This window comes from Seonamhaeicola marinus, assembly GCF_008085455.1.
Genome location: NZ_VSDQ01000241.1, coordinates 22,781 through 36,856, shown reverse-complemented (window position 1 = coordinate 36,856; position 14,076 = coordinate 22,781). Strand labels below are relative to the sequence as shown.

General features: G+C 40.4%; 13 protein-coding genes. 9 read left to right on the top strand and 4 right to left on the bottom strand.

Annotated elements, in window-relative coordinates:
• Positions 1 to 7: 7 nt before the first annotated feature.
• From FUA24_RS03400 to FUA24_RS03390, 3 genes are read left to right on the top strand one after another with little or no spacing between them, the layout of a single operon-like run.
• Positions 8 to 3,022: a SusC/RagA family TonB-linked outer membrane protein gene (locus FUA24_RS03400; RefSeq protein ID WP_148540061.1), complete on the top strand. Its 3,015-nt coding sequence runs from the start codon at positions 8 to 10 to the stop codon at positions 3,020 to 3,022.
• Positions 3,023 to 3,038: 16 nt separating this feature from the next.
• Positions 3,039 to 4,427: a RagB/SusD family nutrient uptake outer membrane protein gene (locus FUA24_RS03395; protein ID WP_246146937.1), complete on the top strand. Its 1,389-nt coding sequence runs from the start codon at positions 3,039 to 3,041 to the stop codon at positions 4,425 to 4,427.
• Positions 4,428 to 4,444: 17 nt separating this feature from the next.
• On the top strand, positions 4,445 to 5,740 hold the full coding sequence (locus FUA24_RS03390) for a TlpA family protein disulfide reductase (RefSeq protein ID WP_148540060.1): 1,296 nt from the start codon (positions 4,445 to 4,447) through the stop codon (positions 5,738 to 5,740).
• Positions 5,741 to 5,804: 64 nt separating this feature from the next.
• Here FUA24_RS03390 and FUA24_RS03385 read toward each other — a convergent pair whose 3' ends face one another.
• From FUA24_RS03385 to FUA24_RS03370, 4 genes are all read right to left on the bottom strand, one after another.
• A complete protein-coding gene (locus tag FUA24_RS03385) occupies positions 5,805 to 6,053 on the bottom strand; it encodes a DUF6520 family protein (protein WP_148540059.1) in 249 nt (82 codons plus the stop codon).
• Positions 6,054 to 6,115: 62 nt separating this feature from the next.
• Positions 6,116 to 6,550, bottom strand: a complete 435-nt coding sequence (locus tag FUA24_RS03380) for a MauE/DoxX family redox-associated membrane protein (protein ID WP_148540058.1) — start codon at positions 6,548 to 6,550, stop codon at positions 6,116 to 6,118.
• 101 nt (positions 6,551 to 6,651) lie between these two features.
• Entirely contained in the window at positions 6,652 to 7,608 is a 957-nt protein-coding gene (locus FUA24_RS03375) for a helix-turn-helix domain-containing protein (protein WP_148540057.1), read from the bottom strand.
• A gap of 53 nt (positions 7,609 to 7,661) precedes the next feature.
• A complete protein-coding gene (locus FUA24_RS03370; protein ID WP_148540056.1) occupies positions 7,662 to 8,036 on the bottom strand; it encodes a DUF7793 family protein in 375 nt (124 codons plus the stop codon).
• Positions 8,037 to 8,235: 199 nt separating this feature from the next.
• Here FUA24_RS03370 and FUA24_RS03365 point away from each other — a divergent pair, with 199 nt between their 5' ends.
• The 6 genes from FUA24_RS03365 to FUA24_RS03340 all read left to right on the top strand — a co-directional run bounded on the left by FUA24_RS03365 (position 8,236) and on the right by FUA24_RS03340 (position 13,836).
• Positions 8,236 to 10,632, top strand: a complete 2,397-nt coding sequence (locus FUA24_RS03365) for an aminotransferase class I/II-fold pyridoxal phosphate-dependent enzyme (protein ID WP_148540055.1) — start codon at positions 8,236 to 8,238, stop codon at positions 10,630 to 10,632.
• A gap of 153 nt (positions 10,633 to 10,785) precedes the next feature.
• Positions 10,786 to 11,511: an RteC domain-containing protein gene (locus tag FUA24_RS03360; protein WP_246146936.1), complete on the top strand. Its 726-nt coding sequence runs from the start codon at positions 10,786 to 10,788 to the stop codon at positions 11,509 to 11,511.
• Positions 11,512 to 11,783: 272 nt separating this feature from the next.
• Positions 11,784 to 12,062: a helix-turn-helix domain-containing protein gene (locus FUA24_RS03355; protein WP_148540053.1), complete on the top strand. Its 279-nt coding sequence runs from the start codon at positions 11,784 to 11,786 to the stop codon at positions 12,060 to 12,062.
• A gap of 169 nt (positions 12,063 to 12,231) precedes the next feature.
• A complete protein-coding gene (locus tag FUA24_RS03350; RefSeq protein ID WP_317131925.1) occupies positions 12,232 to 12,609 on the top strand; it encodes a hypothetical protein in 378 nt (125 codons plus the stop codon).
• Positions 12,606 to 13,268, top strand: a complete 663-nt coding sequence (locus FUA24_RS03345; protein ID WP_148540051.1) for an ATPase — start codon at positions 12,606 to 12,608, stop codon at positions 13,266 to 13,268. Before FUA24_RS03350 ends, FUA24_RS03345 begins: the two co-directional genes overlap by 4 nt.
• A 280-nt stretch (positions 13,269 to 13,548) precedes the next feature.
• The gene (locus FUA24_RS03340) at positions 13,549 to 13,836 is read left to right on the top strand and encodes a hypothetical protein (protein WP_148540050.1); all 288 of its coding nucleotides are present in this window, start codon (positions 13,549 to 13,551) and stop codon (positions 13,834 to 13,836) included.
• The last annotated feature ends 240 nt before the right edge of the window (positions 13,837 to 14,076 follow it).

The following is a 14,076-nucleotide window of genomic DNA, read 5'->3' as shown; positions in this document are numbered from 1 at the left end:
CAAAATTATGAAAAATAATTATACAACTAAGGGTAGGAGCCTGTTATTCTCTATGGTTTTTTCCTGCCTGCTGCCCCTCTTTACCCATGCCGTTCAAGAGCTTCAAATCCATGGGCTTATCACCGATACTTCGGGCCATCCATTGGCCGGGGTGCATGTGATGGTAGAAGCTACCAAAAAAGGTGTGGTCTCCAACTTTGATGGTTCCTATAGTATAACGGCATCCACAGGGGATACCTTGGTGTTTTCGGCCTTGGGCTTTGTAAGGCAGACCGTGACTATCAAAAATGGTACGGCCGTCAATGTGCAGCTGGAAGAAGATATTACCCAACTGGATACCGTAACCCTTAATGCCGGGTATTATACCGTTAAGGACAGGGAACGCACGGGCAGTATTGCCAAGATAGCGGCCAAGACCATTGAACAACAGCCGGTTAATAACCCCATGGCGGCCATGCAGGGGCATTTAGCGGGCGTCAATATTGTACAGACCACTGGCGTCCCTGGTGGTGGTTACCAGATAGACATCAGGGGCAAGAATTTTATAAACGGTGGAACAGATCCCCTGTTTATTGTAGATGGTGTGCCTTATGGAGGCCAGTCCTTGGAGTCTACTTTGGTGTCCTCGGGCATCAATAGGGGGAACGTTAGCCCTTTAAATGCCATTGATCCCTTGGATATAGAACGTATCGAGGTACTCAAGGACGCCGATGCCACGGCCATCTATGGTTCCCGTGGGGCCAATGGGGTGGTGCTGATTACCACTAAAAAGGGAAGGGCCGGAAAGACCAAAGTGTCGGCCAGCCTTAGTACCACCATAGGACAGGTGCCCCGATTTATGGAGCTCATGAACACCCAGCAATATCTGGAAGTGGCACGTGAAGGCGTGGTCAATGACGGCTTTGGTGCCTTTCTGGAAAACCCGGCATTTGATTTTATTTGGCCCAGTTTAAAGACATGGGACCAAAACCGTTATACCGATTGGCAAAAGGAACTCATTGGTGGCACGGCCTGCCGGAACAAAGTACAGGTGTCAGTTTCCGGAGGGACTGTCCAAACCCAGTTTTTGGTAAGCGGTAATTACCAAAAAGAAACTACGGTGTTTCCCGGGGATGGGAATTACCAAAGGATGTCCGGGAGAAGCCATTTGACCCATCATTCCAAGGACGAACGTTTTACGATCAGTTTGTCCACAAACTACAGTATAGAGGATAATAAATTGCCCCGACAGGATTTTACCGTTTTGGCTTATCGATTGCAGCCCAATGCACCGGCCTTATACCATGAAAATGGCGACCTTAATTGGGAGGACAGCACTTGGGATAATCCCTTGGCATCCTTGGAACAAAAATACAGGGCACAGAGCAATACGTTTATTGCCCAAATGAACCTGTCCTATAGTTTGACTAATAATTTGGAATTACGATCCAATTTTGGCTATACCAATAACCAAATGGAGTCCTATAGGGTGTTTCCCAGTAAGGCAAGACGGCCCAATCTGAACTTGGATGCCAGTAGTTCCTCCTTTGATATCAATACAAGTAGCCGGGATTCCTGGATCATAGAACCCCAATTGAATTGGAAGCAGCAGTACGGCGCATTGGCCATTAATGTGTTGCTGGGCAGTACCTTTCAAAAACAGAGCGAACAAAACCTGGTACAAACGGCCAGAGGATTTTCCAGTAATAGTCTGTTGTTCAATCTTTCGGCCGCTAGGACCATAGAGGTCTTTAGGGATAATAATAGCGATTATAATTATCAGGCGGTGTTTGGGCGTGTCAACCTAAATTACAGGGATAAGTATATCCTGAATCTAACCGGAAGACGGGATGGCTCCTCCCGTTTTGGCCCCGGAAAACAATTTGGGAACTTTGGTGCCGTTGGATTGGCATGGTTGTTTTCAGAAGAAGGGTTGTTCCAAAACAGCGCCTTTTTGAGTTTTGGGAAATTAAGGGGCAGCTACGGGATTACCGGTAGCGATAACATCGGTGATTATCGGTTTTTAAGTACCTATAGTATTACAGGGTTTGATTATAATGGGGTTTCGGCATTAGAACCTACAGGGGTATTTAACCCAAACTTTGGCTGGGAATCCAATAAAAAACTGGAGGTGGCTTTGGAACTTGGGTTTTTTAATGATGCCATAAGGCTCAATACGGCTTGGTACCAAAACAGGTCTTCCAATCAGCTTATTGGTATGCCCTTGGCAGGAACCACAGGCTTTAACAGTCTAGTGGCCAATTTTGATGCCACGGTGGAGAACACTGGTCTGGAAATCGATTTCCGTACCACCAATATCCAAAGCAAGCATTTTAATTGGAGCAGCACTTTTAATCTTACCGTACCCAAAAATAAGTTGGTACGTTTTCCCGATTTGGAAAATTCGGCCTTTGCCAATAGGTATCGCATAGGGGAGGCCCTTACCAGTGTACCCTTATACCAATCTTTGGGAGTGGATCCCGATACAGGCCTCTACCAATTCGAGGATTATAACAATGATGGAAACATAAGCGCCTTGGATGACAAGCAATGGTTCGAAGACTTGGCCCCTGAGTTTTATGGTGGTCTGGGCAATACCCTAAGTTATAAAAATCTGTCCTTGGATCTGTTCTTTCAGTTTAAGAAGCAAAAGGCCTTTAATTATTTAAATGCCGGTGCCATGGTAGGTTTTAGGCAAAATGCGCCCATACAGCTTTTCGACCGTTGGCAAAATCCCGGAGATAGTAACCCTATCCAACGTGCCAGTGGTTTGGCACGTTATCCCGGTGTGTCGGAAGCCGAAGGTTTTCAACGGGAGAGCAATGCGGCGGTTTCGGATGCTTCTTTTATCCGCTTGCGGAATGTTTCCCTGACCTATAAGGTGCCTAAAAGCCTGAGCAAAGGGTTTGATATGAACTTATATCTACAAGGGCAGAACCTGTTTGTTATAACGAATTATGAAGGCCCGGACCCTGAGCAGGCCTCATTTGAGATTCTTCCTCCATTAAGGCAGGTAACCTTGGGGCTTCAGTTGAATTTTTAACATAAAAAAGATAATTATGAAATTATATATAAATAAAACAAGGGTATGGATGTATACCATACTTGCCATGTTGATCATAACAACCATAAGTTGTGATTCCTTTGTGGAAGTGGATCCACCTAAAAATAGTTTGGTGACCAAAACGGTCTTTGAAGATGCGGCTACGGTGGAATCGGCCATGGCCAATATCTTTGTCAAGATGCGCCAACAGGGATTGGTATCCGGAAATTTTTCGATAAGTACCTCCTTGGGAATCTATGCAGACGAATTGGATTATTTTGGAAGCTCCCCAGATATATTAAAGTTATATAGCCATAATGTACTGGCGTCGGATGGTCAGGTGTCGCTCTGGTGGAACCATGCCTTTAATTTGATATACGCTGCCAACGATATTATTGAAGGGGTAGCCGCTTCACAGACTTTGAGCGAAGAAGATAAAGACCGATTTACAGGGCAGGCGCTGTTTGTTCGTGCCTATTTGCATAGCCTATTGCTATCCCTTTTTGGAGAAGTGCCTTATATCATGACCACAGATTATATTGAGAACAATAGAGCCATTAGGACTCCCGAACCAGAGGTATTTGAAAAGCTGATCGGAGATCTTAATGAGGCTGTAAACTTATTGGATAATAATAATCAGGCAAATGAAAATATCTTACCAAACTTACAGGTGGTCTATGCTTTATTGGCGAGGATTTATCTATATTCTGGAGATTGGGCCATGGCAGAGACCATGGCCTCCAATCTGATAGGGAATTATGGTCTGGAGGATATCGATAAGGTATTTTTAAAAGGTTCCAATGAAACCATCTGGCAGTTAATGCTAGGAGACAACCCAGTCAATACCTATGATGCCCTGCAATTGATAATAACCGGTATACCAACACAAGGGATGGCCCTAATGGATGATCTAGTTGGGGCATTCGAGGCTGGTGATTTGCGGTATACGCATTGGACAAACAGTATAACAAGCGATGATGGCCAGACCACCTTATACTATGCCCATAAATACAAGGCCACCCATAATACCACTACACAATCCGAAGAATACTCCATTCTTTTTAGGTTGGCAGAGCAGTACTTGATACGTGCCGAGGCCAGGGTGCAATTAGGAGACATATCGGGATCACAGGCCGATATCAATGTCATTAGAAACCGGGCTGGTTTAGGTAATACCACGGCCAATGATAAAGCGTCACTATTGGATGTCATACTTCACGAACGCCGTTTGGAATTGTTTACCGAACAGGGACATCGCTGGTTTGATTTAAAACGGATGGGAAAAGCAGAAGAAGTATTGTCCCCAATCAAGGCAGGGTGGCGCAATACGGATATTGTATTGCCAATTCCCGAGTCGGAATTGGAGCTCAATCCCAATTTGAAACCACAGAATGCCGGCTACTGATTTTAAAATTATAGATTATGAGACGTATTATTATTTTAATTATTATCAGTTTAAACGTTCTAAGCTGTTCACAATCCCAAAATATGAATCCCCAAGAGGAAAAGGATTGGGCCTATTTTCAGGCCAATAAATCTAGGTTGTGTGAAACCAAAGAACAATGTGATTACTTAGATAGCTCAAACCTGCTGGAATATTCCAAATTAATTGATGCCGTGTATACCAAGCGATCCAAAATGGCCGAGGATTTTATGGATAAATATCCTGAAAGTGAGCATTATGATGAAATGCTCAATTGGTTTTTGCACCTGTATTTTGAGCCTAAATTCATTTCGAAGGATATGGATGCGGACAGGGTAGCATTCTTGTCCAGCTTCACTGGGCCGGTACGTTATGGGCCAAAAGTCACCGATTTTTATCGTGCCCTACCAGTGGATGATAAGGCTATGGATAAATGGGTAGAGAAAGGAAATGCGTTGGTAGAACGTGTATTGAACTCAGATGCCTCCGATGAGCGTAAGGCGGAAGTTGAGGTACGTTTGCTTGGTAGGGATTTTAACCTGGCCAAACGCTGGTACGATGCCCTACCAAAAATGGACAGGGAGGATGATTATTGGGCACATTTTGATAAACAGTACTGGGGTTCCATTTACTTAAGGCTTTTTGAACTTTTGGAGAAGTACCCTGACTATGAGCCTTTGGCAGAATATATCTTGAGCTTATTGGAGGAACCCTTGAAAATACGGTCACCCAAGTTAGCGGAGTCCTATACCAAATCATTTATTGAAATGTCATCAAATCAAAAGATGTTGGCAAGCGGTGATGCTGTAAAACTATTGAATGAGAAATTAATGTCCCAGAAGAAGGCCAGGGAAGCATTAACGGAAGAAGAAGTTTCTGTGTCCATTGAGATGGATCTAGTCGGTCTTGATGGGACAGAGGTGAAGCTGTCCCAATTAAGGGGTAAACTGGTATTGGTTGATTTTTGGTCCATTAGATGTGCACCTTGTATTAGGGAAATGCCACATGTGGCTTCATTATATGAAAAATACAAGGATGAAGGTTTTGAAGTCGTGGGCATCGTAGCAGAAGGCGATGAGGCCAAGGAACGTGTTTTAGAGATAACCGATAAACAATGTGCCAGTTGGTTACAGCATATGGATAAAGGCAATAAATCTAAAATAAGTTATCACAATTTATATAATATCAATGCATTGCCAGAAGTGTGGCTTTTGGATAGAAACGGGCAAATTGTAGATAAGAAGGCCAGGGGAAAACGGCTGGATTCATTATTAAAAGAATACCTGAGAAAGTAATTCCTCAGGTAGTTTGAGTTAGTCAAAGAAAAGGTGCCCGTTTAGGGCACCTTTTTAAATGAATTTAAGGCTGTCTTAACTCGTCGCCAGCATTTAAGGCAGGCGTATCATAAAGTTGATAACCTTCTTCTTGACAAAGGCTGCCCGATCCATTTTTGATACAATTTGTACTGACTTCCTCGATGCCAGGTTCAAATGGATCATCATAATAGCCAATTTGGCTGGAATTAATGGATTCGGTGGCAAAAGACATACCTATGGCCAATAAAATAGCAAATGCAGGTATAACCATTTTTAAAAATTTAGATTTCATAATATTCTGTTTTAAATTAATGGCCTACTCTTTTTTACAGGTTTTCGGCCTTACCCCTGACACTACGTAGTATGTTTTGTTTTTTTTTTTGATAAAATCCCGATTAGGGCAAGCACTATAAATGCCCCATTGAATATGATATGCTCTTTCCATCCCAGTGTAGCTAGGATGCCTCCACATGAACAGGGTATAGAATCGCTAAAGTTTAAAACCACAATGAGGTAGGTGGTGAATATGGTCATTAGTGATAGGCTGGAATACAAGGCCAGTACCCTTTGTTTTGGAAAAAGGAATAATCCGGTAATTAGCAATTCAACTGAAGGGATAGCCCAAACCATCCAATTGGCATAGGGGGAGATATAAGGAGAACGGCCCAGTTGCGATTTAAAATGGTTAAAATCCATTAGTTTACTTGTGGCCGCATAAACAAACAGTATGATGAATAAAAAACATATACTATTTGCTGTAATTTGATATCCCTTGTTAGAACGTCTCATACCTTTTGATTTGATATGATAAAGTTCCCCAGTATTATTTGTTTGTCAGGGATATGTTTTTGACCGTTAAGGATTTATGGTAAAATCGCTTAAAATTTCAGTTAGATTTCCTCATTGAGGGCCTTTTTTCGAAGTTCGCTAGGCGTATATTCATAGTGCTTTTTAAAAGCCCTGGAAAAATGGGGGAAACTTTTAAAGCCTACCATATGGGCAATGGATTTTAATTGAAGGTCGGTATACTGGATCATCATCTTTGATTTTCGAAGGCGTTCCAACAATAGGAAGCGATACACAGTGGTTCCGTATAGTTCCTTAAAGCCATATTTTAATTTGAATTCATTGGTTCCCAATTGCAGGGCAAAATCCCTAAGTGAGGGCAGTTCCTTATCCAGATTATTAATAATGATATCGTGCCCTTTGCGTATTTTTCTAATATCGTCATGGCTCAATCTGATTTTGGGAGTTTTGGATGTGGTTTCTTTTGTATCCAATAAGGGTTCAGTATTGGCAGCCTTAAAAATCCTGTCCTTGAGCTTTTTTTCAATTTCGGCCTGATCGGTCGATTGATGGATAACCGTTACAATGACCTTTCCCTGTTCGTCCTTTTTGTTTTTACAAGTGGTTATATAACATACCTTGGGAATGACCAGGCTACTTTTAGTTTTAAATGTCAATTCCAATGAAGTATCATGAAGGCTTTTTTGAACAAGGGATTTCCAACATTGCTTCCATTTTGTTTGGGACTCCTTAACGAGTAAGCTTTCAAAAGGTTTGTTAATGATGTCCGCACAGAGCATGGACAATATGTTACAGACTTCTTTGTTGGTCATGATGATATGGCCGTGCTCATCCAGAAGGAAGGTCATTTGCACTACTTGGCTAAACGTTTCATTGGTATTTACGTAACCTTGATGGAGCAGGCTTTCCTGTATTTCCTCAGCCAGCATATTAAGTGTTATGATAAGTGCTTCAACGTTATCATTTTTAGAGGTTCGTTCCAGGCGATAAAAAAAGTTGCCAGATGCCATTTCCAAAAGCATTTGGTTGATCTGACGCATTCTTTTGTTTTTGCCATGGTGTTTTATTTAGTAATGATTTTAGTTGGTTTAAGTTATTTAAACGAGTTTAAAAAAGCCAAGGCCTCTTCGATATCAATAAATGCCTTGGTCGGTACTGGTGGCTTACTGGTTTGGATGTAAAACTCCGAAAGTACTTCAGATACGGGCGGTTCAACAATAAAGGCAACGGCCTTGATTAATGTGGAGCCTTCCATGGCCAGATAGGCCCTGGCGGATTTGTTGACTTCTTTTACCCCACGAATGTCACACAGCACCGGTAAAAACTGACTTTCATGCAATGAAAGCCTATCTTTTACAATTTGGATGGAGGCATTTAGGTCTATGCTAACACCATTAAGGTATGTTATAAATAGGATGCCTTTATCCAGACTATATTCTGCATAATCATTTCTGAAATAAGTCAACATGGTTTTAGAAAACTGGTTTTTAATATAAACTTACAAAAATATCAACAGAATTTCGGTAACTGTCTATTTATCAGTAGTTAAAATGGGGTTTTTCTTGTCTTGAAAGGATTAACAGTTATCCATAAGGGATTAAACAGGAGGTCAGTTTCTTAATTTCCTACAAATGGCTTTAAATTTTATGTCATAAACCTACGATAAGATGGCAAAGATTAAGCACAACAACTTTCTGGACACCGTAAATGAGGTGTTTACAGATGCAAAACAAGAAGGCGTTTTACATTTATATGCCGAGGGCAACCAGTTCTCCGGAAGGAAAATAGGAATTAAGGACAGGACACTCTTTCATTTTGGAACCACAGGGTATCTGGGACTGGAACAGGATAGCCGATTGAAGACAGCGGCCATTGAGGCCATTCAAAATTATGGGACCCAGTTTCCATTGTCTAAATCTTATATATCCAATCCGCTATATAGGCAATTGGAAGACAAGGTGACCCAAATGTTCGAAACCCCGATTATAATAACCAAGAACAGTACCTTGGGGCATCTGGGAGTTATTCCTAGTGCGGTGAAGGACCAAGATGCCATTATTCTGGATCATCAGGTACATTGGAGCGTGCAAAGTGCCGCCAAGGTTTTAAAGAACAGGAGTGTACCCATAGATATGATACGGCATAACAACCTCAATATGTTGGAGGATAAGATCAAATCGCTTTCCGATAAGCGCAAAAAGATTTGGTATATGGCCGATGGTATCTATTCCATGTATGGTGATTATGCGCCTATCCAAGACCTAAAAGCCCTTTGCTTAAAGTATCCCCAACTACATCTTTACATTGATGATGTCCATGGTATGAGCTGGATAGGTAAAAACGGCACGGGCTATGCGCTCAGTGAGCTCGGGGAACTTCCGGAAAATGTTTTAGTGTTTGGAACCCTGAGCAAGACCTTTGGAGCCAGTGGGGCCGTGTTGGCCTGTTCCAACAAAAAGATGTACCACGAAATAAAGACTTTTGGAGGGCCTTTGACATTTTCTGCACAATTGGAACCGGCTTCCGTGGCTGCTGCAACAGCATCTGCAGAGATCCATTTATCTCCTGAGATATATGAATTACAGAATGACCTTAAAGAAAGAGCCCAATATTTCAATGGGCTGTTGGAGCAAACCGATCTTCCCTTAATCGATAAGAACAATTCACCCGTGTTTTACATTGGTACAGGGATGCCCAAAACGGGGTATAATTTTGTGAATCGTTTGATGAAAGAAGGCTATTATGTAAACTTGGGCATCTTTCCGGCCGTCCCTGTTAAGAATACAGGTGTACGTATCACCATATCACGGCATAATGAAAAACAAGAAATCAAAGGTTTGGTAGAGGCCATGACCTATCATCTGCCAAAGGCATTGGAGGAAACCCATACAAATCTTGGGAGGGTTTACCAGGCCTTTAAATTGAAGGCGAAATCAATTGAAAAGGATAAAACCGAAGACAGTTTAAAAGTACAATTAGAAGATTCCATTTTGAAAATCGATAAAAAGCTTTGGAACAAATATGTCGGAAAACATGGGGCCTTTGACTGGGAGGGGCTAAAATTCCTGGAGGAAACATTTAGTGACAATCCTTTGGAAGAACATAATTGGAACTTTTATTATGTGGTCATTTATGATGAGGATAATAATCCGGTTTTGGTAACTTTCTTGACCTTGGGTCTATGGAAGGACGATATGTTAGCAAGTGTGAATGCCTCAAAATCTATTGAGCAGGAAAGACAAAAGAATCCTTATTATTTGACATCTAAAGTGTTAAGTATGGGGTCTCTTTTCACGGAAGGAGAGCATCTTTATATTGATAAGATCCATCCGTTGAAAAAACAAGCATTGAACAGGTTAATGAAATCCTTGGAGGGCCTGGAGCATAGTTTAGAGGTGAAAATGGTTGTCCTAAGGGATTTTTCAGAAAGGGAAAGTCTGAATCCCTATTTTCAAGGACAAGGATTTATTAGGATAAAAATGCCCGCCTCCTGTACCATCGACCTAATAGGGACGGCATCCATTGAAAGCCATGTTTCAGGACTGTCCTCAAGAAATAGAAGACATTTAAGAAAAGAGATATTGGCCAAGGAATCGCTTTTGAATATTGAGGTTTTAAATAGTTGTAACGAGGAGCAACTACAGCAGGTCCAGGAGTTGTACAATCAAGTCCACAAAAACAACCTGGGGTTAAATACATTTACCTTTCCTGAAAAGTTATTTAAAAATATGTCCAATCACCCCAATTGGGAGTTTATTGCAGTCAGCTTAAAGGATAACCCCGAAAAGATGATAGGCGTGATGTTGTGCTATAATAATTGTAATTATAGCTATGTCCCAGCTTTTATAGGAATGGATTACGAGTGTCTAAAAGAATTCCATACCTACAGACAACTTTTATATCAGACTATAAAACGGGCCATAAATATGAAATACCGGCATATTGATCTAGGCATGACCGCTTCTTTTGAGAAAAGGAAATTAGGAGCAGTTGTTGAGGAAAAATGTGCCTACATTCAAACTTCAGATAATTATACTTTGGAACTAATCGGAGTGATGGAGTAAGGGGAATACGGGCAATAGGGAAATAAGGGCTGTGTGGAGACGATGTACCAAGATTTAGTATCTGAATTTGAGGCCAGGTTGGAGACTTTGGAGTCCTCTAACAATGATGTGTTGTACACCGCGGAAAAGGGAATCGCCCACACCGAAAGGTGCATGAAACAACTGCGTAAAAATGTTGTAGAGAAAGGATTTAAAACCATCCAGGATGAGGTATGGTTTTTCAAACATATAAAGCCACAAATCTTTAGTAAGTTAATCTATTATGTTAAGTTGTATAATATTGAAAGTAAAAGACCTCGGAGCAGTTCAAAGTTCCAGGTAAAATACTTAAATAACCAGATCAATAAGCTTCAACTTTATTTTAATGACAATTTAGAGTTTTATCACTACTATCGCAGAGGAGCGACTACTTTGGATGAACAATATTTTGTTAGGGGTCAATCGGATTTACGTTCACCCACCGAGTCTTTTCATTTCTTTATTGATGAAGAGTTTTCAACTTGCCAGGATTGTACGGTGGCCATAATAATGGCTTACGATATGCTCATAGTTTACCTGCAACAGGAAATTGAGAAATTAGAAAGCAATACAGAGAATTTTAAATCAAATCCGATGAAGCAATCATCAAAGCTTTTCTGGACCGGAAGCAAAACAGAATTAATTGAACTGATATACGCCCTCCATAGCAGTGGGGCCATTAATAGCGGTACAGCTGATATTAAGGAAATGGCAACCTTGTTTGAACAGGTCTTTAATGTTGAACTTGGGAATTATTACCACACCTTTATCGAAATAAGGGCAAGGAAATGTAGCAAAACCAAATTCTTGGATAAACTGATCGAAGCACTAAACAGGCGGTTTGAAGAATTGGATGAATAATCCATAGATGGCCCCAAGTTGGGAAAATTATTCGACCGTTTTAATTGTTTGGTTTAAGTTAGGATTGTACCTAGGTTGTCAAGTGTCGTGTTTTAGACTAGGTCAAAGGCTATCAAAAATAATGAAGAAGAAAATCCCCCACCTTGGGGGCTGCTATTGATAATAATTGAAAATAGGCTCGCAGATTTGTAATGCGAAAGTCAAATCAGGGTAAAGTCGTCCAAAAACTATTATTGGTTTGCCGGCGGCTTTACTTTTTAAAACCAAAATGAATGGGAGCAACAATTATTACTACAGAAGATCTTTATGATTTTAAAATTGAACTATTGGATGAAATCAAACAATTATTGAACAATCAACATGGCCAACCAGCAAAGAAATGGTTGAAGTCGCCAGAGGTCAGGGAACTTCTGGGGGTTTCACCAGGGACCCTACAAAACCTAAGGATAAATGGGACCTTACCGTATACAAAAATAGGAGGTATACTGTATTACGACTATCAGGAGATCTTGGAGGTTTTGGAAAAAAACAGGATTCATAATAAATTTTAAAAGTGCTTTGCAGGAAATCAATTATATCAAGCACTTAAATGCCGTGTTTGAACAGTTCTCAAAAGATTCAAGACTGAACCCGACCCATATTAGTTTGTACGTGGCCCTGTTTCAATTATGGAATTATAACTTTTTTAGGGAGGAATTCTATATCAGCAGGGAGGATGTCATGGAGTTTTCAAAAATTGGCTCTAAGTCAACTTACCATCGGTGTATCAAGGAGCTTAGCCATTGGAGTTATATTATTTATATGCCTTCGCATAATCCGTATAAAGGGAGCCGGATAAAGATGTTCAATTTCGGGACAAGTGATGAACAAGCTCTGTACCTAGGCCGTACCAAAATTGAAACAAGTGATGGACAAGCATTGGTACCTATATTAAAACATATACAAACTATAGAAAACAATAAAAACAATAACAAACAGCAAAATTTTAAAAATTTAAAAGGTTCCAATTCTGAAAACGGAAGCAAACAGGAAGCAACTGTCCCAATAGGGGACAACCTAAAGACAACTTCGGATAAAAATTACAATGAGCCCTTATGAAATTGATAACCCCGCATATAATTACCGAAGGAGGCACAAAATATAAGCTGGGAACATTAAAGGGAAATGAGATTTTATATGACTTTGACCAAATACTAATTTACTTGGAAGCCAAAGGTAAGCTGTTGTTTGGTGCGCATTTTAAGATTCATAAATCTGATAGAGCAATAATATATAAGCTTTGCAATTATCAAATACGGGATTGGGCTACCTGTAAAAAACTGGATATTGATCTAAGAAAAGGAATTTTATTATCTGGGCCGGTCGGTTGTGGAAAGACCAGTTTGATGAAACTTATCCGTCATATAACGCCCCATTACACGCCCTATGATGTCATCCCCACGCGTAACATAACCTTTGCCTTCAATCACATTGGCTATAGAATTATAAAACAATACGGAGACCACAGTTTTTACTGTTTTGATGATTTGGGAATCGAGCCGATTGGCCGCCATTTTGGAAAAGATTGCAATGTCTTGGGGGAGGTTTTGCTCTCCCGGCATGAGCTCTTTTTAAAATATAGGCTTAAAACCCATGGAACAACCAATCTGAATGCCCATGAATTGGAAGACCGTTACGGAAGTAGAGTTCGCAGCAGAATGAGGGAACTATTTAACCTAGTTGCTTTTGATAATGGGAGTAGGGATAAGAGAAGTTAATTAGCTAGGCGTACAGTAAAAAGTAATGCGAATAAATCCAAAATTCAGGAGTGAGTAATTAAAAATTGACCTTTTAAGACTTATAATAGTTCAAAGTTTTTTTTGTTATCAACATGAACCAATCAATGCTCAATATAAATTGATGTCAATTCTTATCAAATTGGAATGGATGAAATCAATTTTTATTTTGCTAACAAATAACTGTAAATCAGTAAAATGAATTGAAATAGGGCGTAATTTTCATATATCAAAATCAAGCAATTTTTAAATCGATTTCAATATGAAAAAATCACTATTTCCAACCGTTTTTTTACTCTTAATCTCCAATACCATTTTCGCCCAAATAGGAGGCATTGAAGATTCCGTTAATGATGTTTCCGATACCATTCGTGCCATTTTCCCAATTTTGTTGGGCGTTATCTTTTTAATTGGCTTCCTCTTTAATGCCGGCCATTTTTTTGGTGAAAACGCGGACCTCAAAAAAGGGATAACCCGGGTATTGGTGTTCGTCCTGATAGCTGGAGCGGTAGTAGGCATCTTCACCTACCTAATAGGAATCGTAGTCTAGGTCGCTAAGCGACTTTTACCATTTTATCAGATACGATAATGAAACGATTCGAAGTTTATAAGAACATCAGAAAACGGGCAGTGATTATGGGTTTACCCATATCACTGTTTGCCCTGATGATGATGTCAGTGATTGGCTCCTTACTGTTTGTCATCTTTTCATTCAGTTTTATGGTTGTCATAAGCGTAGTGATATGGAATGTTATGCTGTTCGTAGCTCTAACGGAGTTATCGAAAAACC